The 22,759-nt window shown below is 69.3% G+C and carries 15 protein-coding genes; 11 read left to right on the forward strand and 4 right to left on the reverse strand.

Annotated features, from left to right (window positions below; translation table 11 throughout):
* Positions 1-14: 14 nt before the first annotated feature.
* A complete protein-coding gene (locus WMF36_RS28265) occupies positions 15-1,127 on the reverse strand; it encodes a hypothetical protein (protein ID WP_437573870.1) in 1,113 nt (370 codons plus the stop codon).
* A 221-nt stretch (positions 1,128-1,348) separates the two neighbouring features.
* Here WMF36_RS28265 and WMF36_RS28270 point away from each other — a divergent pair, with 221 nt between their 5' ends.
* The 3 genes from WMF36_RS28270 (at position 1,349) to WMF36_RS28280 (ending at position 3,388) form a co-directional block, all read left to right on the forward strand.
* Entirely contained in the window at positions 1,349-2,416 is a 1,068-nt protein-coding gene (locus tag WMF36_RS28270; protein WP_437581973.1) for an RNA polymerase sigma factor, read from the forward strand.
* A 208-nt stretch (positions 2,417-2,624) separates the two neighbouring features.
* Complete coding sequence (locus WMF36_RS28275) at positions 2,625-3,191, forward strand: sigma-70 family RNA polymerase sigma factor (protein WP_437573871.1); 567 nt, start codon at positions 2,625-2,627, stop codon at positions 3,189-3,191.
* A complete protein-coding gene (locus WMF36_RS28280; protein WP_437573872.1) occupies positions 3,188-3,388 on the forward strand; it encodes a hypothetical protein in 201 nt (66 codons plus the stop codon). Before WMF36_RS28275 ends, WMF36_RS28280 begins: the two co-directional genes overlap by 4 nt.
* A 289-nt stretch (positions 3,389-3,677) precedes the next feature.
* On the opposite strand, the gene WMF36_RS28285 is transcribed toward WMF36_RS28280, so the two are convergent.
* Positions 3,678-4,697 (reverse strand): hypothetical protein, encoded by a 1,020-nt coding sequence (locus WMF36_RS28285; protein WP_437573873.1) that lies wholly within the window; start codon positions 4,695-4,697, stop codon positions 3,678-3,680.
* A gap of 1,593 nt (positions 4,698-6,290) precedes the next feature.
* Here WMF36_RS28285 and WMF36_RS28290 point away from each other — a divergent pair.
* From WMF36_RS28290 to WMF36_RS28310, 5 genes are all read left to right on the forward strand, one after another.
* Complete coding sequence (locus WMF36_RS28290) at positions 6,291-6,587, forward strand: hypothetical protein (protein WP_437573874.1); 297 nt, start codon at positions 6,291-6,293, stop codon at positions 6,585-6,587.
* A 134-nt stretch (positions 6,588-6,721) separates the two neighbouring features.
* Positions 6,722-7,735, forward strand: a complete 1,014-nt coding sequence (locus WMF36_RS28295; protein WP_437581974.1) for an NADP-dependent oxidoreductase — start codon at positions 6,722-6,724, stop codon at positions 7,733-7,735.
* A gap of 114 nt (positions 7,736-7,849) precedes the next feature.
* Positions 7,850-9,103 carry a serine hydrolase domain-containing protein gene (locus WMF36_RS28300; protein WP_437573875.1) on the forward strand — a complete coding sequence of 418 codons (1,254 nt, stop codon included), beginning with the start codon at positions 7,850-7,852 and terminating at the stop codon, positions 9,101-9,103.
* A 258-nt stretch (positions 9,104-9,361) separates the two neighbouring features.
* Entirely contained in the window at positions 9,362-10,243 is an 882-nt protein-coding gene (locus tag WMF36_RS28305; protein WP_437573876.1) for a glycine zipper family protein, read from the forward strand.
* A 158-nt stretch (positions 10,244-10,401) separates the two neighbouring features.
* Positions 10,402-12,624, forward strand: coding sequence for a hypothetical protein (locus WMF36_RS28310; protein WP_437573877.1), 2,223 nt, complete (start codon positions 10,402-10,404; stop codon positions 12,622-12,624).
* A 189-nt stretch (positions 12,625-12,813) separates the two neighbouring features.
* Here WMF36_RS28310 and WMF36_RS28315 read toward each other — a convergent pair whose 3' ends face one another.
* Positions 12,814-14,205: a hypothetical protein gene (locus WMF36_RS28315; protein ID WP_437573878.1), complete on the reverse strand. Its 1,392-nt coding sequence runs from the start codon at positions 14,203-14,205 to the stop codon at positions 12,814-12,816.
* A gap of 481 nt (positions 14,206-14,686) precedes the next feature.
* Here WMF36_RS28315 and WMF36_RS28320 point away from each other — a divergent pair, with 481 nt between their 5' ends.
* Both WMF36_RS28320 and WMF36_RS28325 read left to right on the forward strand, forming a co-directional pair.
* A complete protein-coding gene (locus WMF36_RS28320) occupies positions 14,687-18,304 on the forward strand; it encodes a hypothetical protein (protein WP_437573879.1) in 3,618 nt (1,205 codons plus the stop codon).
* A 397-nt stretch (positions 18,305-18,701) separates the two neighbouring features.
* Positions 18,702-20,570: an amidohydrolase gene (locus WMF36_RS28325; protein WP_437573880.1), complete on the forward strand. Its 1,869-nt coding sequence runs from the start codon at positions 18,702-18,704 to the stop codon at positions 20,568-20,570.
* A 216-nt stretch (positions 20,571-20,786) separates the two neighbouring features.
* On the opposite strand, the gene WMF36_RS28330 is transcribed toward WMF36_RS28325, so the two are convergent.
* Complete coding sequence (locus WMF36_RS28330) at positions 20,787-21,530, reverse strand: DJ-1/PfpI family protein (protein ID WP_437573881.1); 744 nt, start codon at positions 21,528-21,530, stop codon at positions 20,787-20,789.
* A 281-nt stretch (positions 21,531-21,811) separates the two neighbouring features.
* On the opposite strand from WMF36_RS28330, the gene WMF36_RS28335 reads away from it, so the two are divergent.
* A complete protein-coding gene (locus WMF36_RS28335; RefSeq protein WP_437573882.1) occupies positions 21,812-22,711 on the forward strand; it encodes a hypothetical protein in 900 nt (299 codons plus the stop codon).
* Positions 22,712-22,759: the final 48 nt, after the last annotated feature.

Consider the following 22,759-nt stretch of genomic DNA (forward strand, 5'->3'; position numbering starts at 1 on the left):
TCCGCCCCTCCGCCTCACCAGGCGCCCCGAAGGATCAGTCCCGCTTGCTCGCTGGTCGCCACCGGGGCAGCGTGGAGGCCCCCGGCGGCCGGCGCGGTCCCGAAGAGCGCGGTCTCGGTGAAAAAGGATGCGGCGGTCGCCACCCCGAACACGGCGCTCGTCGCCAGCGACACCTTGCCGAGGGTGGCGAACAGATTCCGCTCCTTGATCTGGCCATGGATGTCCGCGCAGGCCGCGGCGGCGTCCGCGTCCCGGCACGTCGACGACGTCCACCCCTGCGCGCGACGCCGGACATCCCCCTCGCGAAGATCGCCATGCACGACATTGGCCCGCAGGAGAAAGATCGCGCCTGCCGCCGCCGTCGCCGTCGTGAGCACAACGCCGCCAATCCGCGCCGTCCCCGGCCAGGTAGCCGATGGCGCCGGAGCCGGCGCGGAGGGCCTCGCCGCTTGCGCCTCCGTGGCTGCCTTCTTCGTGGGGCCTGCTGGCTCGCCCTCGCCCGCGCTGCTCACCGCGGCGCGCGGCAACTGGATCGTCATGGTCGGCTCGGTCGCCGCCTGCGCGTCCAGCGTCTGGGATCCTTCCTCGCGGCCCGGTGCTTGGGCCTTCACCATGTGCTTGCCAGGCTCGAAGAACAGTGTGTAGGTCCGCCTGGGTCGACCGATGGGCTTGCCATCGACGAGCACCTCGGCGTCCGGCGGATCCACCGACAGATAGAGCGTCGCGACGAACCGAACGGCCTTGGCCAGTCCATCCGCGAATCTTTTTTGCTGGGCAGGAGAAAGCGCCTTCCGCCGCTCAAGGCTCCAAGCCAGGTGCTCCGCCGCGTCACGGAACTTGCGCAGCTCGAGCTCGCAGAGGCCCAGCTCTCCAGCGATCTCAGCGGATTCTCTCTCTGTGACAGATGTCGAGTCGATCGCCTCGAAGGCCGCCTTGTAGGCGGCGTGTGCCTCGGTCCACTTGCCCGATGCCCGAGCTCGTCGGGCGCGGCGAAGAGGGTCTTTTACGATCGAATCGTCGCTTCGTGCGGCGGCCGGCTTGCGGTCCTCCGCCCGCGCCGGATGCGTGGTGCCGATCACGACGCCAAGCATCAGGCAACTCCAGAGCGATTGCGCAACAAAACGCATGGATAGACCGTACTTACGTCAGACGTGGCGCGTCAACGGCTCTGAAAGCAGCATGACCTGAACGATCAGACGAGAAATTCCCGCCCGATCGAGGAATGCGGCCATCGCTGCTCATGCAGTCACGCAATTCGCGGCCCACATGTCGCACATTGCCCGACCGACGCTGGGGCCGCCCTGCATTTTCTTGAAGCCCTCCGGACGGCTCAGGTGTTCTACCGGTGATGGGCGAGCCAGGCAGCACCCCTACCGGCTTCGAGTTCTTCCGGCGCCTCGCGCGGCGTTTCGGGGTCCCTGCGCGAGACGCGGAGGACCTCGCGCAGGACGCCTTGCTGCGGGGACTGGAGGCGGATCTGCGGATCGAGCTCGGGGAGGCCCGAGCGTCCTATGGTGCCACCATCGTCCTGAACCAGGCGCGAAACCACGTCCGGAACGAACGCCGTCGGGGGGAAGTCCTGACTTCGTTCGACGACCACGAGCTTCGGGCGGAGTGCCCGACTCCGGAAGAGATGCTCCGCAGGCAGCAGCGAGAGGCGCTCCTCCGCGACCTGATCAACCAGGTCGACCCCAAGTACCGCGACGTCTTGATCAAGCACGCGATCGAGGAGGTGCCGCTCGTCGAGATCGCCTCCGAGCTGGGGCTCAAGCCGAAGACGGTGAGGACACGATACCGCCGAGCGCTCGAGGAGCTCGCCGCGGCCGTGGAACGCCGGAGGGCGCGGCAACGCGCGCGCGGATGGGACGACGCTGCATGCGTCCCGTTCGCCTTCGATCTGCGTGGCCGCGAGGGGTGGCTGGGCCAGCTAGGCCGCCTGGGCATCAAGATCCTGGTGCAGGGGGCGGCCGTCGTGCTGACCGGCGCCGTCATCTCGACGTTGCCGGAGTCGTTCAGTCCGGAGTCGCGGTTGGGGGCGGCGGTGGAGAGCGCTCCTGCGCCCGCACCGGCCGTGGAAGACGTCGCGCAGCCACCGGCCCAACTCCCGATGCGCACGGCGGCCGCGGCGGTTGCGACCGCCGCGCAGGCGATCGAACAGGCGGCGCAGGACCGAGACGCACGGGCGTCTGCCCCGTCAGGCGCGCCGGTTCGTCGTACCTCGCTCCCCGTCCGCGCGGTGGTTCCAGCCGTCAGCGAGCGCGAGCAGAGCCTCATCGACGAGGCCCGAAGGGCCATCGAGGACCATAACGCGGTCGCAGATGCAGAGGCGCGCCGATTGCTTGAGACACATGCACGGGAGTTCCCGCAGGGAGAGCTCGCCGCGGAGCGTGAAGCGCTTCTGACGCAAGTTCGCTGAGTCTTCGGCGTCCCTCCGACAGCCAGCAAGCGGTGACGCGGGTGATGTCGTCGGACAGCACAAGGCCGAGATCTGCCTTGCGTCCAGACAAGGATGTTCGCGTCCAGGAGACGAAACGCACGGGCCAAGCTCCCGCCACCTCCACAGCCGCGGCTCCGGGGCGAGTCGTCATCACGGGACGGGAGATAGTGCGCAGGGGGGTGAATCCGTGTGTCGTCCGCCGAATGAACGCGAGCGCGCCGCTGCACGCGAGCGCTTGTTTTGTCCGACGCTGGTTCGTGCCGTGTTGCGCTGGTTGGAGAAGCTTGGTGTCCCGCGGTGCCATCGTGGCGACGTGGCGGGCCAAGTCTGGGTCAGCGCCTGGGAGAGCTGGTCCAGGTTCGATCCGACGCGCGGCACGCCAGAACGCTGGTTGAACGGGATCACCGTACACGTTGCCTCGCGCTACCACGAGCGTGCGCAGCGCCGCAGGGAGGAGCTGGTCGACTGGATCGATGCGGTCGATCCAGCGCCGGACGCCGCTGCTGTGATGGAGTCCGACAGCATCAGAACCGGCGTCATCGACGCGGTGAACGACCTGGATCCGGATCTACGATCTATTCTCGTGGCACACGATCTGAACGGTGTATCGATGGCTCAGATAGCCGAGGATGTAGAATTGCCTATCTCCACGCTCTACAAGCGACGCGCGAAGGCAATCGAAGCATTGCGCGAGATCCTCAGAAGCCGATACGCCAGGGAGCTCTCCATGCGAAAAGGGGGGCGGCTGCGGTGAGCATCAAAGGGCTGGTTGTACACCTCCGGCGCGACCTGGACGACCATGAGGCGGAGCGGATGATTGACGCTCTCAAGATGTTCAGGGTAGTCACAAAGGTGTCGCCTGTCGGCGCCGGTTACGAGGACGACTTGAACCGCGAGCGGGTCAAGCGAGATCTGCTCGACAAGATGCGCGCCCTTCTGAGCGAGGAATAGACGTCGAGCTCGGCGCTGACGTGACCGAGCCCGCGTCCGATCGCATCGGGGCCGGTGCCGTCACCGAGCCGGCCGCCGTGTGCAATTGGCCTCCACCTCCACACCGCGGCGGGGTCGTCGAGCCCGCGCTCGAGGAGCTCGCCGGCGACGGCCCCAAGCTCGACCAAGTTGACGGTGGACGGCGACGGCCCCGAGCTGGCGCGGCGCTTCTACCTGGAGGAGAGGATCCCCTGGCCGAGGGGCGACCCCGCGGAACTCGGCCAGACGGACGCGCGTGTGGCCGCGGGCGTCATTCCTCGTCCTGCGTAGCGCGATCTTCAAGTCGCCGGACGCGCTGGTGAGCTGTGCCATGGTCCACCACGACCCAAGGAGCCAGCGGATCGTACGCTGTGACACCCCACACCGGCAGCGGCGCTCCTTGAGCGATTTCAACAAGACCGTGTCGCTTTATTTCATCGCCGACAGCCGTCAACCTATAGCGAGCCTCAAGCATAATCCTCTCCTCCCGATAGGGCACGCTCTCCAGTGCGGCATCGGTCCCACGGTGCTCGGCCCACTGGCGCAGCCGCATGGCGAGAAAGCAATCGCCGATGCGCATCCCCCAACCATCACGCAGCTCTTCGCCAGCCGATGAACGGTGCATAAATACGTCCGCGGGCGTCGACCAGTTTTTATCGAGACACGCGAACAAGAGCTCGTCAACCCAAGATAGGGTGAGCGCGCTACCGTCCACCCGAGGAAAGAACGCAGCTTGGTGGGTGCCCAGCTCTACGAGATCCTTCCGCACTCGATCTGCGCGCCCACCCTCGGCGGACAGCACCGGAGACCGACCGGATAGCTTTCGCCAAGAGCGCGCCATGTGCTGGACGCGCGTCCGAGATTGAGCGCGTGCGTCGTCCAGACCGCGGCGCGCGTCGGCCGGCTTCACGTGGACGAATCCACGGCTAAACCCATCCTCCGGCGCATCTCCCAGGACGACGATGTCGAGATCCGGGTGCTCGGGCCGATAGCGGAGCCTCCACGCGCAGAGCGCCCACAGCATCAACCTATCCCTCCACAACCCGGACGTCCATACGACGATTCGTCGACGCGATTTCACGGCGCTGATAAGATCATCAAATGACGAACGGAATCGTGTCCGTTCCCGTCCTCGAAGATTCCAATAATCGCACCGCCGCTCACAATGGTCTTCGGGATCGGACGCGCACGGCCCCTCCAGCACGTTATCGCGCATGAAACGTACAGGAAGGCGAAGCCCGCGCCGAACCGCTCTCCGAATGTCCTCATTTGTGGTGACGTGAATATTCATTGAAACCTCAGAATAGACACTTTTTGCAATCCGACGATGGAGGATCCCCGGACTGGCATCGTCTATAGCAGGTTCGACACTTCGTTTCGCCTGCGTCTCCAGACCCTGGTCTTGCACAAGACCGCCACGAACCGCGGTTGATGCAATCTTGATACTTCTCGTCACAGCTACTATTACTTGTCCGCTCGCAATATTCTCGACAGCTACGATAATCAGCGTAGGCGCTCTCACTGCACGCCCTCCGCTGCGCTTCGCTCTCGAATTTACCACATGCGACGGAAGCAGACTCGTAGTCCGCCTCGCACTTCTCGTTGCATGGGCTCTGGGCCGCGATGTTGCAGACGGGAGGAGCGGGATCCACGTCCTGCGGCTCCAGCGGCGGCACAGGCCCGAAGCCACCGGTCCCTGTCGGGCCGAAGCCGTAGCCGCCGACCCCTGTCGCGGTGACGATGATGCCGCCGGCACCGCTCTCGCCATCACTCCGGAGGTAGCAGTCTCCGACATCGAAGTTGCACCCTGCGAGACCGAAAGATAGAAGAGCACAGAGCTTGTTCATTTGGACTCCCCGCCGAATCTCCAAACACGCCCAGCAGCGACCATCACAACCCAGCTACCAGGAAGAAACCGGCTACTCCCGCCGGCCCAGTCCACGTTAGCGCTCACGGACGCGCCCAGGCGACCAGCAAAGAACCAATCAGACTGCCCGCGAACACCTGGAGCAAGACCTACCACGCTGTCGCAGAACACGACACCACACACGGGCATCGCGTAGATCGCCAGGGACGGCCCAAGACTGACGTTACCTGTCTTCGTGACGTATCCAAGCGTAACGGCCGTTCGATCGTAGACTCCTACACGTGCCCCTGAGACGATGCTGAGCATGTTGTGGACTTCGATCCGGAAATCCTTCTCTCTGCGCCAGAGCCACCCGACAGAAGGACTCACCGCAAGTTTTGGCTCGGTCCCGACCTGGATCCCGCCCACGCTCACGCCGCCGCTGACCTCGAGTGCCTGTGCGGGCGCCGGGACAACGACGAGCGCACAAGCGCAGAGCAGGCAGACCTTGGGGTGTGAGCACGTAGACATGGCGGAAACCCTGGCCGGATCGCGACCCGCGCTATGGGGCGCGAACGATCTTTCTGGGCGTGTGGCGTTGGCGTCAAAGAGAAACGCTGCGGTGAAACCGCAACGGATGGGGGTCGAGCCGTCCCGGGCGTGCGCTGGCGCGCACGCGGTTACGCGGCGGGAGTGTTCGTCAACCAACTGGTTGACGAACGGCCAGTCACCAGAACTCGACGTGTCCCCCTCGACCTCCGCGACCCGCTTCGCACCCCCGGCCAGTTGGACATCGACGGCGGCCCCGCGCGCCGGCGTCCACCTCGATGGCGGCGAGCTCGCCGGCGTGAGAAACGGCGGCGGAAACGGCGGCTCGCGCGGCCGCCCGAAAGCCGCGCCGCCGAAGCGAAGGCTGAGCCGTGCGCGGGGCACGCGCCTCTGCCCGCGTCGCCCGCCGCGCCCGCGTCGCCCGCGCCCGCGTCGCCGTGCGCTCCGCCGGCGCTCTCAGCGAGGTCGCTCGCGCATGCCGAGCCCACGGTGCGAGTTGAGCCGACCCTGATCTCGGTCTTGCACTGGGGGCGGCTGCTCGAAGGGGAGTTGTTTGCAACGTCGCGCTACGTCGAGTGGGCCGTGCTCATGAAGCGTTCGTTCGGCTTCGATGCGCTCCGCTGCCCGAGATGCGAACGGAGGATGCGCGTGCTTTCCACGATCACCGACTCAGCGGTGGTGCGCCGCATCCTCGATCCTCTGAACTTACCCTCGCAGCCCAGAACGGCAGCACCCGCGCGCGATCCAACGTGGCAGCCGATGGCGTTCGGGTTCGACGCGGCGTAGGTGGGCACCCGGCCCGAGCCCGTCATGGCGAGCGCACGCCGCGGTCGTCGAGCCAGAGCTGCGCCCAGTGCACGGCGCGCGGGCCCCGCGTCGGCGCGACAAAATAATCGGTGTAAACTGCGCGCACCATGCAGATGCGCGCGTTCGTTTTGAAGCGATATGGCGGCCCCGAGGCGACCGAGCTGCGCGAGGTGCCGCGCCCCGAGCTCGGCCCCGGCGAGCTGAGGATCCGCGTGCACGCGGCCGGCCTCAACCCGGTCGACTTCAAGACCCGTCAGGGCCAGCTGCGGGTCATCCGCCGCTACCCGCTGCCGATCGTGCTCGGCAACGAGCTGGCCGGCACGGTCGACGCGACCGGGCCGGGTGTCACCCGCTTCGTCGTCGGCAATCGTGTGTACACGCGGGTCAACAAGGACGTGATGGGCGCGCTGGCCGAGTACGCCTGCGTGCGCGAGGACCTGGTCGCGCACATGCCCGCCACGCTCGGCTTCACCGCGGCCGCCGGTGTGCCGCTGGCAGGCCTGACGGCGCTGCAGGCCCTGCGCGACGTGCTGCGGGTCGCGCCGGGTCAGCGCATCTTCATCCCCGGCGGCGCGGGTGGGGTCGGCACCTTTGCGATCCAGCTGGCGCGCAACTTCGGCGCGCACGTGTCGACGACGGCGTCGCCGCGCGGTGAGGCGCTGGTGCGTCGGCTCGGCGCCGAGGTCGTGGTCGACTACACGCGCAGCCGCTTCGAGGACGAGCTGCGCGACCACGACGGCGCCTTCGACCTGGTCGGCCGCGACACGCTGGCGCGCAGCTTCGCGGTCGTGAAGCGCGGGGCGACCGTCGTCTCGATCGCCGGCGTGCCCGAGCCCCGGACCGCGCTCGTCGACCTCGGCGGGCGCGGCGGGCTGGCGGCGCTGTTCTGGCTGATCAGCGCGAAGACGCGGCTGCAGGCGGCGCGCCGCGGGGTCGACTATCGCTTCCTGTTCATGCACTCGAGCGGGGCCGACCTCGCCGAGCTCGCGCGCACGATCGACGCCGGCAAGCTCGAGGTCATCGTCGACCGCACGTTCGCGCTCGACCAGGTCGCCGAGGCCTTCGCCTACCTCGAGAGCGGCCACGCCAAGGGCAAGGTCGTCGTCCGCATCGCCGACGACGTATAGGCTGCCCAACTCTGCGCTGCTCCTGACAAGCGTGTTCGGGCGCCCTTCGGGCTTCCTCACACGCTTGCAGCAGACCGCAACGTTAGCCAGACATGAAATTAATCGAGGGACCGAATGAACGGAGGAGACCAGATCGCGAGAACCGTCGGGGCGATCGTAGACTCTGGCGCGCTTGCCAGCGCAACAACGATGGTTTGGCGCGACGACAAGGTGGTTCAGCACGCGTCTGTTGGGTGGCGAGACCTGGAGGCAAAGCTGCCCCTTGAGCATGACAGTCTGTTCCGCATTGCGTCGATGACGAAGCCGATTACCTCGACGGCCGCGCTCATGCTGTTCGAGGAGGGGTGCTTCGCGCTGAACGATCCGATCACTCGCTGGGCACCGGAATTCAGAGACATGCGCGTCCTGCGCTCTCCCACGGGTCCACTCGACGAGACCGACCCGGCAGAACGACTGATCACCTTCGAGGATCTGCTGACGCACCGCTCGGGATTAACCTACGGGGCTTTACATCGTGGATCCATCGCGAAGGCCTATGGGGAGGCGCTGGGAGGCGATATCGACAGCGACGTGGCGCCCGATGATTGGATCACGCGGCTGGCTGCTTTGCCGTTGCTCGACCAGCCGGGGGCCACCCTTCACTATGGTCACTCGACCGATCTCCTTGGGTTGCTCATTGCACGCATCGAGGACGCGCCGCTCGGCGACGTGCTCAAGCGCCGAATCTTCGATCCGCTTGGCATGACCGATACCAGCTTCATCGTGCCACGTGAAAAACGAAACCGGCGAGTCAAGAACTACGGATTCGATGGTTCGGGCCGCCTCTCCGCGCGCCTCACCTGTCCAGGCGACTCGACGGTTCCTGAACGGCCCGATGACATGGAATATGTTTCCGGTGGCCAGGGGCTGTGGTCGACGTTGGACGACTATCTCGCATTCGCGCGCATCTTCCTCGGAGCAGGCGCCGTGGACGGCGTGCGTATATTGCGGCCCGAAACTCTCGCCTTGATGACCTCCAACCGTCTCACCGAGCAGCAACGCGCTACGGCTGAAGTGGGAGGCATGCCGCTCTTCCGGGGCGGTCACGGATTCGGGATGGGCGTCGCGGTGGTGCTCGATCCAAAGAAGGCCGAGCCCACGGTGTGTGGGGGCCGCAAGGGTGCAGTCGGTTGGCCAGGCGGCTTCGGAGGCTGGTGGCGCGCGGACGCCAACGACAACTCGGTGCTGATTTTTCTGACGCACAACATGGTCGAGCGAGACCAGCTCAGCAGAGGCATCGGCTTGGGAGTCTACGAAGCCATCACCCAGTTCCAGGCCTTGGCGTCGGCCGACGACCCCCGACGACCTTATCACTCAGCAGCCGGCTAACGAACGACTCACCCAGCGCTCGGGCTGTCCGGAATTCCGCCGTTTGCAGCGAGCGCCAGCAATCAGCAGGCCCATCGGCCCCGGATCCGCGCGCCGCGCCGCGGACGCCTGCCGGGGCATGTCAAGTCTTTTCGGCGGCATGCCGGACGGCCGAATTTGGCCCCGCTCCTCCCCTCCCTGTGATCCAATCGGGGCGCCGGTCGCGGGCGCCGCATCGCGCCTCGTTCCCCCGCGCCTGCACCCTGCTCGCGTCTGCCCATGGCCGAGGTGCTCGCCGCATCGCTGATGTTCCCTGCCGTGATCTTCACGGTCGTGCTCGCGCTCGCCCTCATCTACTGGCTGTTCGTCCTCGTGGGCGCGCTCGACCTCGACCTGCTCGGCGGCGCCCACGGGGACGCGACGCCCGATCTCGGCGGGCTCGAAGGCGCCGCCAAGGGCGCGCTCGAAGGCGCCGCCAAGGGCGCGCTCGAGGGCGCCGCCAAGGGCGCGCTCGAAGGCGCCGCCAAGGGCGCGGTCGAGGGCGTGGCCGACGGGGCCGACGGCGCGCCCGGCGTCGGCTCGGTGCTCGTGGCCCTGGACCTCCACCGCGTGCCCGCGACCGTGACGCTCACGCTGATCGCGGCGTTCGGCTGGTTCACGAGCGCCCTGTCCACGATGGCCGTCGAGCCGCTCTGGGTCGGCTGGGAGCTGCCGCGCTGGGCGCTCGGCCTCGCGGTGCTCGCGGGATCGCTCGTCGTCTCCGTGCTGCTCACCTCGCTCGCCGTGCGGCCGCTCGGGCCGCTCTTCGTGACCCGGCACGGCCAGGCGAAGAAGGACCTCGTGGGCCGCGTGTGCGTCATCTCCACCGGGCGCGTCGACGAGCGCTTCGGCCAGGCGGTGATCGACGAAGGTGGCGCGAGCCACATCCTCGACGTCCGGTGCGACACGCCCGGCGCCCTCCGCCGCGGTGACCGCGCGCTGCTCGTGAGCTGGGACCCCGACGGGGAGGTCTTCAGCGTCGAACCGCTCGACGCCCTGCTCGGCCCGCCCCCTCCCCTCGCCGGGCGGCTTGCGTCCCGCGTGGAAGCGCCCCCGGAGGGCGCCGAGGACGAGCCCACCCCCGCGGTGCGACCCCGGGACGAGCAGCGTCGCGGCGGCTGAACGCCGCTGGCGCGCCGGCGGTTTCGTGTACGCTCTCGCCTGAGGGGGTGTCGTGTGGCCCCCGACCCGGCTCGGAGCGGGCTTGGGCGTTTGACCCTCGCTGAATCGAAAGCGAGGGTCAGCGCCCTCCCCTCCGCCGAAACGCGAAGGAGCTCCGCGTGCCCAGTTTGACTGTCCCCCTCATCGCCGTCCTCGTCGGTGTCCTCGCATTCGTCGCCCTCGGGATACTGGTCATGTACGCCAAGTTCTACCGCCAGGTGGACCAGGGCAAGGCGCTGATCATCAACACCCGAGGCCAGGATCCCATCGTCACCTTCACGGGGACGATGGTCCTGCCGATCATCCACAGCGCCGAGTACATGGATATCTCGGTCAAGACGATCGAGATCGATCGGCGCGGCAAGGAGGGCCTCATCTGCAAGGACAACATCCGCGCGGATATCAAGGTCACCTTCTTCGTGCAGGTCAACAAGACCCAGGACGACGTGCGCACGGTCGGGCGGACCATCGGCTGCGTCCGCGCGTCGAACCCGGAGACGCTCGAGCAGCTGTTCGCCGCGAAGTTCTCCGAGGCGCTCAAGACCGTGGGCAAGCGCCTGAACTTCGAGGACCTCTACATGGAGCGGCAGAAGTTCAAGGACGACATCCTCGACGTCATCGGCAAGGACCTGAGCGGGTTCGTGCTCGCCGACGCGGCGATCGACTACCTGGAGCAGACGCCCATCGAGCTGCTCGACAAGGACAACATCATGGATGCCGAGGGCATCCGGAAGATCACCGAGCTCACGGTCGCGCAGAACGTGCTGACGAACGAGCTCCGCCAGAAGGAGCGGATGGAGATCGGCAGCCAGAACCTGAACTCCGACGAGGCCATCTTCCGCTTCGAGCAGCGCCGGGCCGAGGCCGAGGCGAAGAAGGCGAAGGAGATCGCGGTGTCGCAGGCGCGCGAGCAGAACGAGGCCGCGCGCGTCACGAGCGACGAGCGCAAGAAGACGGTGCTCCTCCAGGAGAAGAACGACGAGGAGGCGTTCGTCGCCCGCGAGACGAAGGAGCGCGGCGTCTCGGTCGCCCAGAAGAACAAGGAGCGCGAGATCGCGGTCGAGACCGAGCGCGTCGAGAAGGCGCGGCAGCTCGAGATCGTGAGCCGCGAGCGCGACGTGTCGCTCCAGCAGATCGCCCGCGAGAAGGAGCTCGAGATCCAGAAGAAGGACATCGCCGACGTGGTCCGGGCGCGGATCGCGGTCGAGAAGACGGTGGCCGAGGAGGAGGAGAGGATCAAGGACGTGCGCGCCGTGGCCGAGGCGACGCGCCTCAAGGACGTGACGCGCATCAACGCCGAGGCGGAGGCGCAGGAGCAGCTCGTCAAGCACATCAAGGGGGCCGAGGCGAGCGAGGAGGCGGCGAAGTTCCGGGCGCGCGAGAAGCTCATCACGGCCGACGCCGACCTCGAGGCGAGCGACAAGGCGGCGCGCGCGAAGATCCGCATCGCCGAGGGCGTGCAGGCCGAGTCCGCGGCCGAGGGGCTGGCGCGCATCCGGGTGAAGGAGGCCGACGCGCAGGCGATCGAGAAGCAGGGGTTCGCCGAGGCGCGCGTGGCGCTCGAGAAGATGAACGCCGCCGCCGTCGGCGAGGAGAAGCAGGGCCTCGCGCGGGTGCTCGTGAAGGAGGCGGAGGCGCAGGCGATCGAGAAGCAGGGGCGGGCCGAGGCGCTCGTCACGCGGGAGCGGCTGCTCGCCGAGGCCTCGGGCATCGAGCAGAAGGGGCTCGCGACCGCGAGGACGCGCGAGGCCGAGGCGATGGCCCTCGAGAAGACGGGCCTCGCCGAGGCGACCGCGATCAAGCAGCGGCTCCTGGCCGAGGCGGCCGGCACGGCGGAGAAGGCCGCGGCCATGAGGGCGCTCGACGGGGTCGGGCGCGAGCACGAGGAGTTCCGCCTCCGGCTCGAGAAGGAGCGGGCGGTGGAGCTCGAGGCGCTGCGCATCCGCGTCGAGATCGCGCGGGCGCAGGCCGAGATCCTGCGGGGCGCGTTCGATCAGGCGAAGATCAACATCGTCGGCGGCGACGGGGCGTTCTTCGACCGCTTCGTCAAGGCGATCACCCTCGGCCAGTCGATCGACGGGATCGTCGATCAGAGCGCCACGGTGCGGGCGCTGGTCGGCGACTACCTGAACGGCAATGCGAGCCTGCCCGAGGACCTGAAGCAGCTCGTCGCGCCCGGCTCGCCGAGCGCGAAGTTGGCGGACGGCACGCTGTCGGGGATGCTGACGTCGCTCATGCCGAGCGTTGATGCCGACGGGAAGAAGAAGATCGAGGCCCTCGCCCAGAAGGCGCGCGACCTCGGCCTCGACCAGCTCGGGCAGCAGCGAACGCCACGCACCTGAGCGGCACGCTCCCGCTTCGGATACAGGCCCATCTCGACGTTTTCGGTGCTCGGCGCACTGGAGTGCGCCTGTGCGCCGAAAACGCCGATCTGGGCCCGTCTCCTGTGCGGGAGAGCGCCGCTCGGCTACGGGGGAGCTCGGGGGGCCCCCGCGAGATCCTCGACCCACCGCTTTGGGAAGGCGCGATCGTTACTGGTTCTTGGTCAGGTAGATCAGGGCGGCGATGCACATCTCGTCGAGCGTGCTCTCGCCGAGGTGAACGTCGACGGGGGACGGCAGCTGCTGCTCCTTGAGCGCCTTCGCGAGGAACGGGTTGCTTGTCGAGTTGTCGTAGGTGCAGCGCATCGTGAGCAGATCCCCCCCGCGGAGGCGCGGGAGCTCCGCGATGGGAACGTCGTAGTAGAACGCGCGCTGCCACGAGAAATCCCACCTCGGCGTCTGCACCAGGCACTGCTCCCCAGGCCCGCCGGCAGCCCCCTTCTTGTGCTCCAGGCTGACCTTCATGTCCGTGCCGACATAATGCATGTGCGTGCCGGCGCCGTAGAGGTACGTCTCCGAGGCAGACACCGACTCGGGTAGCCTGAATTGCATGGTCTCGACATGATCCTTCGCGCCGGCAGGGATCAGGAACTCGACGCCGTTCGCGTCGTTCGGCCCGGGCAAGAGGCCGCCCCCCTCGGCCACCGACGACTCGAAGTTGCCGATCAGCGCGACCCCCATGGCGTACTCCGGCACGCCCTGCGTGAAGCGCATCTGGAGGCGCGTCGTGTCCGGGTCCGCGGTCGTCCCCGCCGGGTGATAATGCACCTGCATCACCAGCCGCGCGCCGGCCGGGAGCTCGGCGCCGATGTTCGGCTCGAACTCCACGGGAACAGCCCCCGGCGCCCACGCGGCCACGAGCTCGCCCGAGAAGCCAGGGCCGCCGAAGCAGTCGTAGCCCCCCTCCTCGTCCGCGAGCTCGTCGGCCGCGCCCTCCTTGTCGAGATACACGAGCGCGTGGTGCACCACCTTGCTGTTGCCAGGAAGGATGTGCACGCCGTTGACGTAACGCGTCTCCGCGAGCCCAGGATCCATCACGAAACACCGGAACTGGTCGGCATCGCCGCTCGCGACGAACGGCGCCTTCGGCGCGACCTCCAGCTCGACACCGGCGAGCCCGCCGGCGCCGGCGACGAACGGCGGCGGCGCGTCGGCCGGATCCCCCTCGGGGCTGCCCGCAGCAGCCCACGCCTCGAAGACAGCTATCTCGTCCTCGGTCAGCCGGAGATCATCCTTCCAGCCGTGAGGAGGCTGGCACTCGTCGGTCTCCTCCGCTCCCCACGGCGGCATCGAGCGCTCCCGCGTCGAGGCCGCGAGCAGGGCGGCCACCGTGCGCGCGGCGTCGTACGTCGTCAGGCTGAACGGGGCGATGTTCCCGGAGGAATGACAGCTCATGCAGTGCTCCTGCAACAGCGGCTCGACGTCGCGATGGAATGTCGGCGACGTCGCCGTGGCGCCCGGCCCCTCCTCGCCAGAACAACCGAGGAGCAGCGCCGGCAGGAACACGACCGACGTGAGCACACCCGATGTCGACTTTCGCATGGAACTCCTTTTCAACAGCGTCCGCCGCGCAGACGCGCCGCCGGGATCATGAAGGCCTCATCGCGAGGCAGCCCGCCGGCTCGACCGGCGCAGCCGGTCACGAACAGTGACGCAGCTTACCGCCTGGTGCAGCATGTCCGGTGGCGTAAAGAGACCCCGGGACGCGCAGAATAGTTCCTGGGGAGCACCGAGGCTCCGAAGGAGACGCGCGCGCCCCGGACGCGCGAGAGTGGCCGCGGACCGCAGCGGGTGGCGCATCATCACGGCCGGCGGGGTGACGCCGCGCAGCGCCCCCGGGCTGCAATGTCGAGCTCGATGCATCCGGGACACAGGGACACACCCACACCACGGTACTTACGGCCCCCCCATCGTCTCGGTGCACGCGAGATAGGTAGACACCGTAAGGCCTCTGAGCTCAACTCGCCTTATGGCGTGCGATAGGAATTTTCTACGTCCGCAAGTCGCCTCGCTGCTCGTCCGGATGGCGCCCCTCGTCCCCGTGCTTGCGTTGCTCGCCTCGCTCGCCGCGGCCGGCTGCGCGGGAGGCTCGGAGATCACGACCGCGGGGCCGTCGGGGGCCGGCGGCGCGGGCGGCGGCGGCGGCCTTGGCGGCGCGGGCGGCGACGGTGCGGGCGGCAGCGGCGGCGCCTGGAGCGGGAAGCTCGAGCTCTGCGTGCTCAACGACGGAGGGCCGGCGGGCGCGTGCGAAAGCCCCGAGGTCCTCGACTTCGAGTCGGTGCCCGCCGGCAGGCAGCGGACACGCCTGTTCCGCGTCGAGAACCAGACCGCGGCGAACGTCGTCTTCACCGAGGCCGCCATCGCCAGCACCGACTTCGCCGTCCAGGCGGCGCGCTACGAGCCCGATCCGGCGAGCCCGGACACGTGGATCCGCGCCGCGCAGACGCTGCCGGTGCAGAGCGAGCCGGGCGGCGCGCTCTACTTCGAGGTGACGTTCACCTCCAGGGGTGTCGCCGGGCCGCTGCCCGCCGACCGGGTGATCGTGGAGGCCGAGATCGGCAGCACCGTCGCGCCCGACGTGGTGGTGCCCGTCATCGGGCGCTCGAACAGCTGCCCGGTGGGGACCGCCGCCTGCGACGACGAGCCGGACGACGGCTGCGAGACCGACCTCCTGACCAGCGCGGCCCACTGCGGCGCGTGCAGCCAGCTGTGCGTCTCGCCGAACGGGACCACCGGCTGCATCGACGGGATCTGCACGGTCTCGTCGTGCACACCCCCCCACGCCGACTGCGACGGGAACGCCACGAACGGCTGCGAGGCCAACCTGCTGACCGACGTGGAGCGGTGCGGGGCGTGCGGGACGAACTGTCTCAAGGAGCACACCGAGGCGTTCTGCAACGGGGGCCACTGCAACATCCTCGGCTGCGCGCCGGACCACGCCGACTGCGATCTCGACGCGCTGACCGGCTGCGAGACCGACCTCCTGACCAGCGCGGCCCACTGCGGCGGCTGCAACGTCCGCTGCGACTTCGCCCACGCGAGCGAGACGTGCGCGGCCGGCGCGTGCGAGTTCGGGGCGTGCGACGCGGGCTACGCCGACTGCGACGACGACCTGACGAACGGCTGCGAGGCGAACCTCGGGGCCAGCCTCGCCCATTGCGGCGCCTGCGGCGCGACGTGCAGCTACCCGGGCGCCGCCGAGGCCTGCCTCGCGGGCATCTGCGTGATGCGCGCCTGCGACGCCGGCTTCGCCAACTGCGACGGCGAGACGGCGAACGGCTGCGAGGTCAACACCGGCACGAGCCTCGCGAGCTGCGGCGGCTGCAACCTCGCCTGCTCCCTCGCGAACGCCGCCGAGTCGTGCCTCGGCGGCGCCTGCGTGCTCGGCGCCTGCGACGCCGGCCACGCCGACTGCGACGACGCGGCGGCGAACGGCTGCGAGGTCGACACGAACAGCAGCACCGCCCACTGCGGCGCCTGCGGCGCGAGGTGCGACCTCGCGAACGCCGCCGAGTCGTGCGTCGACGGCGCCTGCGTGCTCGGCGCCTGCGCCGCGGGGTACGCCGACTGCGACGGCGCGGCGGCGAACGGCTGCGAGGTCAACCTGAACAGCAGCGCCGCGAGCTGCGGCGCCTGCGGCGCGACGTGCAACCTCGCGAACGCCGCCGAGGCGTGCCTCGGCGGCACGTGCGTCATCGGCGCGTGCGACCCGGGGTTCGCGAACTGCAACCCGAGCGCGGCGGACGGCTGCGAGGTCGACACGGCGAGCGATCTCGCGAACTGCGGCGGCTGCAACCTGGGGTGCGCCCTGGCGAACGCGGCCGAGTCGTGCCTCGGCGGCACGTGCGTGCTCGGCGACTGCGAGGCCGGCTTCGCGAACTGCGACGGCGCGCCGGCGAACGGGTGCGAGGCCGACACCCGCACGAGCGCCGCGCACTGCGGCGCCTGCGGCGCGGCGTGCAACCTCGCGAACGCCGCCGAGGCGTGCGTCGACGGCGCCTGCGACCTCGTCGTCTGCAACGCGGGGTACGCGAGCTGCAACGGCATCGAGGCCGATGGGTGCGAGATCCGCACCGCGACGGATCCGTCGAACTGCGGCGCCTGCGGCGCGAGCTGCGCCGCGGCGATCCCGAACGCGGCGGTCGGGTGCGGCGCGGGGGCGTGCACCTTCGAGGGCTGCCTGCCGGGCTTCTACAACATCGACGGGTCGCTCGCGAACGGCTGCGAGTACGCGTGCGCGTTCGTGAGCGACGAGGACCGGCCGGACGATGCGTTCGTCGACACGAACTGCGACGGGATCGACGGCGACGCGAGCCTGGCGATCTTCGTCGCGACGACGGGGAGCGACGCCAACCCGGGCACGATGGCGGCGCCGAAGCTCACGGTCAGGGGGGGCATCAACGAGGCGGTGCTGACCGGGAAGACGCAGGTCTACATCTCGCAGGGGACGTACATCGGCCGGGTCACCCTCACGAGCGGCGTGTCGCTCTACGGCGGTTACAACAGGGCTCTCGGATGGGCGCGATCGGCCGCCGCGACCGTCGTCGTGCGCTCGGGGGACACGACGGGCGGTTACGCCGCGGCGGTCGAGGGCACGAACATCAACGCGCCCACGACGATCGACCGGCTGACGATCCAGACATCGAACCTGGGTGTCTCGTCGCCCGGGATCTCGAACTATGCGATGCGATGCGTCAACTGCACGGCGGTGACGCTGAAGAACAGCACGCTGGAGGCCGGGGCGGGGGCGCCGGGCACGGCGGGCGCGATCGGCGACGTCGGTGCGGCGGGCGGCAACGGATCGACCGGCGGGGCGGGCAGCTGTGACAACCCAGGCACGCGCACCGGCGGCCTGGGGGGGACGTCGACCTGCGGGCGCACCGGCGGCAATGGGGGCAACGGGGGTCCCGAGGGGGAGCGCGCGGGCAGCGGCGGCGCGATCGGCACCGGCGGGACGCCCGGCGGTAACGGCGGCGCAGCGGGGTACGACTCCCCCGGGCAGCCGGGCACCGCCGGCCAGAACGGCGCCACCGGGGGGATCGGGACGAGCGGCACGGGCGGCACCGGCGGGACGGTCACGAGCAACCTCTGGCGGGCGAGAATGGGGAACACCGGCGGAATGGGCGCGCCCGGCAACGGAGCGGGCGGCGGCGGCGGCGGTGGCGGGCAAGGTGGCCTCATCGCGAACGACGGCGCCGGCAACGGCGGCGGCGGCGGCGGGGCCGGGGGCTGCGGCGGCCTCGGAGGGCTCGGGGGCAACGGGGGCGGTGGCTCGTTCGGCCTGTTCCTCGTGAGCTCGAACGGGTTCCAGCTCATCGCCAACCAGATCTCCAGCGGCAACGGCGGCAACGGCGGCGCAGGGGGCAACGGCGGCAACGGCGGCAGCGGCGGCGCCGGCGGCAACGGCGGGACGGTGTGCACCGGCGAGGTAGGCGCCGGCGGCACCGGCGGCCGGGGCGGCAACGGCGGCCTGGGCGGGTACGGCGGCGGCGGCGCCGGCGGCGTCTCGTACGGCGTCTACCGCGTCGGCAGCAGCTCGGTGTCGCTCGTGGGCAACGTCCTCGCCCACGGTACGGGGGGCGCCGGCGGTACCTCGTCGGGGCTCGCGGGCAGCCCGGGGCTCGCGGGCAACTCCATCTGAGAGGCCACGGCGGCTGGAGGGTGGCCCTGCGGAGCCGTCCGCGAGGTCGCCCGAAGGCCCACGGACCCCGCGGAGCCGTCCGCGGGGTCGCCCGAAGGCCCACGGACCCTGCGGAGCTCTTCGCAGGTCGTGCAGCAGATCGAGCGCGGACGTTGTATCGCGCGCGGGGCCCCGCACCTCCGGCGGCCGCTCTTCCGCCGCGGCCGGCTCCCCTCCCGCCGCGCCGATGGTGTTATGATGGAGCTCGACTCATGACCTCTCGAGCGACACAGGCATGGCCAGCGCGGAGCTCTCGCGAGCTACGACGACGAAGCTCCCCGTTTCCGATGATGAGCGAGCCCATTCGACCATGGCGACGCCGTGTCGCAGATGACGCCGGACGGGCACAGGAGCGCTCATGAGGAACACCTCTCGGGCTGCAGGCGAAAGCCGCGTCCCCCCCCGCCGCCGTCGCGCGTTCGGCGCCGCGTGCGCGGCGTCGCACGCCCTCTTCGCGATGCAGGTCGCCTGCGGCGGCTCCATGCCGCAGGGCGCCGACACGGTGCTGCGGAATGGGTTCGTGTACACCGTCGACAGCGCGGACTCGGTGCAGCAGGCGGTCGCGGTGCGCGCCGGCAGGATCGTCTATGTCGGCGCTGACAGCGGCGTACAGCGCTACGTGGGCGCCCGGACCGAGGTCATCGATCTGAAGGGCCGCATGCTGATGCCCGGCCTGGTCGACGGCCATCTGCATGTGATGTCCGGCGGGTCGCAACGTCTGATGTGCAGTCTTGACTACAAGACGCACACCATCGCGCAGCTCCAGGAGAAGATCCAGGCCTGCCTCGACAGCGAGCCAGCCAAGGGTCCCGACCAGTGGCTCGAGGTGTCGAGCTGGGATCGGCAGGGCACGGTCTCGGTGGACGCCGACCCGACGCGGGCTGCGCTCGACGCGCTCAGGACCCAGCGGCCGATCCTCGTGCACTCCACCGACCACCACAGCGCGCTGACCAACTCGCGCAGCATGGCGCTGGCGGGCATCACCGCTGCCACGCCCGATCCGGTCGGCGGCAAGATCGGTCGCGAGGCAGGCGGCCAGCCGACGGGCATCTTCGAGGATGCCGGCATCGCGCTGGTGTCGGCGGCCATGCCGGCGCCGACGCATGAGGACGACGTGCGCAGCGCGAAGGCGGCGCTCGACGCCATCCGCCGCCAGGGCGTGACCACCTTCATGGACGCGTCCTCGGACGAACGTGCGCTGAGAGCGTTCACGACCGTGCAGCGCAGCGGCGAGCTGACGGCGAGGGCGCTCTTCGCCATCATGATCGATCCCGACAAGGTGGCGAAGGATCCGAAAAAAGCGATCGCCGCGGCCAGGGCATTGGCGGCCTCCTATGATCAGCCCGCCTCGGAGCCGGCCCCTGGCATCGGCGCGCGCCACATCAAGGTCATGATGGATGGTGTCCTGCAGGCGCCGGCCCAGACCGCGGCGATGCTCGCACCGTACCATGTCGACGTGGGCACGGGCGGCGCGCCGAAATGGGCCCCTGGCACGCACAGCGGCGACGTTTACTTTCCGCCGGACACGCTGAAATCACTGCTCCTCGCGGCGGTCGAGGCCGGGTTCGATCCCCACGTCCACGCGATCGGCGATCGTGCGGTGCGGCAGACGCTCGACGTTTACGAGACCCTGCGCGCCCGACTGCCGGGCAACGACGTTCGCGCGGCGATCGCGCATTGCGAGACGGTCGATCCGGCGGACTTCGGTCGCTTCAAGGCGCTCGGCGTGATCCCGGTCATGTCGTTCCAGTGGGCGCAAGAGGCGCCTTATTCCGTCGATGGGATGAAGAATCAGCTCGGGCCGGAGCGTTATGCCCGCCTGGAGCCCGAGGGCAGCCTGCACAACGCTGGCGCGAGGATAGCCTATGGCAGCGACTGGCCGATCGATCCGTTCGCCGAGTTCCTGGCGTTGAAGATCGGCGTCACCCGCAGGGGGGACCCCACGCATCCGGCCAGCTTTGGTCCGGCCTATGCCGGCCGGCTCAACGACGACCCGCTCCTGCCGCGCAGCGTCGCGCTGCGTGCGATCACCATGAGCTCGGCCTACCAGCTGCGGCTGGAGAAGGTCGTAGGCTCGATCGAGATCGGCAAATTCGCTGACATGGTCGTGCTGGACCAGAACTTCCTTCAGATCCCCGAGGACGATCTCGGCAAGACTCACGTGCTCATGACCATCGTCGGGGGAAAGGTCGTCTATACCGCCGATTCGTTGCGGCCGAAGGGCTAGAGCGCCGTCTGCATAGAGGATCGGGGTGGCGCTGGCAGGCGTGGGTGGAAGCGCGGCTCAGGCGATCTCTAGAGCACCAATCATGTTGAAACCGGGAGCAATTTCACAGGGAGGCGGGGAGGCGGGGAGGAAGAAAAAAAAGAATCTCTCCCTCTCGCCGTCTCTCGCTCCCCGCCTCCTCGCCTCCCTGTGAAATTTCTGCTTTTTTTCGGGGTTTCAACCCGTTTGTCGCGCTAGCCGCCGGGAAGCGCGGATGCCTACCTGGCGCGTCGCCTCGATCAGCGGCGCCATCCTCTGGAGCGACCTCGCCGTCAGCTCCGGCCCGGCGAGCTCGGGGCTGCCCGTGCCATAGGGCGGCTCCGGCGCGTATTCCATCTCCAGCTCGCACTCCCTGGCAACCTCGTCACCGTGGAGACGCCCGAGCAGGCGCAGCCCGAGATCGAAGCCGCCGGAGACCGGCCCTGAGGTGAGCCGATTCCGGTCTTCCACCACGTTCCCCTTGGTGGGGATCGCGCCGTAATAGGCCAGCTGGTCGTGCAGGTGGAAGTTCGTGGTGGCCCGGTAGCCCTTGAGCAGGCCCGCGGCGCCCAGCATCAGCGCGCCCGCGCAGACGCCGGACAACCACGTCGCGCGGCTGCCAGCCTCTGCGAGGAACGCGAGCGACTCTTCATCCTCCATGACGTGGGGGGGAACCGCCGGCACATGGAGGATGTCGAGCGCCTTCGGGCAGTCGCTGAAGGAGGTGGTGGCCCGCGTCGTGAAACGCGGGACGCCCGCGATCTCGTCCCTGTTCTTCCACACGAGGTGCAGGTCCACGCTGGGCAGGAGCCCGAACACCGTCTGCAGGCCGATGTTGTCGGGCAAGAAGAAGCCGGGGCAGACGAAGAGCGCCACCTGGAGCTTGCGCTCCATGGGAAGGCTCAGGGGCAAAGTGAACGTGGGATCGTCGTGAACGCTCATGGTGGAGTCCTTTCTGGTCTCACGCGCGGGCGCGCGCGCTGCGCGAGCGGTGCTCCGTGAGCATGCGCCCCGCGCGGAGAGGGAGAGGGACAATCCACCTGCATTTCCTGCCCCGCGCCGCGCCGGGCGGCAAGCGCGAGCGACCTGAACGACGCCGCGAGGGCCTTCGGTCCTCCGGGCTCGCTCGCCATCATGAGCACGGATGCGACCCTCATTCGAGCACAAATGCTGCGCGCTTGCGGGTAACAGAAGAGGAGCAGAGAAGAGAGAGGAGCGCCGAGATGACGAGCAGGGTGCGCGATGGACTGGGGGGTTGCTGCGCCGCCGCCGTGGCGTTGGCGCTGGGTCAGGCGGGCGCGATGGAACCGCCGCCCGGTTCCGCGCCGCAGATCTCGCCGGCACCACCGTCTCGGCCTGCGGCGGCGGACTCGACCACGGCGCCGCCGGTCGTCGTGCCGCCGGCTGCTGGCGCCGCCCCACCCGCGACGCTCGCGCAGCCTGCGGGCGAGGCGGGGGGCGTACCATCTCAGCCTCCGTCCGGCGTGAGGAGCATGCCACAGGCGGGGTATCCGCCGCCCGGGTATGCCCCGCCGCCCGGGTATGCCCCGCCGCCCGGATACGCCCCGCCGCCCGGGTACGCCCCGCCGCCCGGGTATGCCCCGCCGCCCGACGGCTGGCGCGCGGGCCCATGGCAGCCCGGGAAACACGGCCCGGGCGCGATGCGCACGTCGCGGCTCGTCTGGTATGGCTGGAAGCACGTCATCGTGCTCGGCGGGAGTCTCCTGCTCGTGCCCTTCGCCATCGGCACCGGGACCCCGGAGCTCCTCCTGGTGAGCGTCAGCGGCATGGCGTTCGGCGGCCCGATCATCCACGGCGGTCACGACAATTCCGGCAAGGTCCTGGCCAGCCTCGGCATCAACATCGGGGGCACGCTCGTCGGCGGCCTGATCGGCGCGGAGGCCGCCGGCAAGGCCGACGAAGGTGATTGGGTCGATCCTTCGGCCGTTGGCGCGATCCTCGGCGGCAGCCTCGGCCTGCTCGCGGCCAACATCGTCGACATCGCCGTCCTCCCGTACGAGGAAAGCGAGCCGGAGAGCTTTCGTTCCACCCGCGTCCGGCTCGAGCCCCAGATCGGCTTCGCGCCCGGCGGCGCCACCTTCGGCCTCGGCGGCACCTTCTGAGTCGCGAGCCGCTCGGGCCGTGGGGTCACGGTCGAGAGGGTACCCTGG

Origin of the sequence: Sorangium sp. So ce887 (genome assembly GCF_051521455.1) — a bacterium.
Lineage (GTDB): Bacteria > Myxococcota_A > Polyangia > Polyangiales > Polyangiaceae > Sorangium.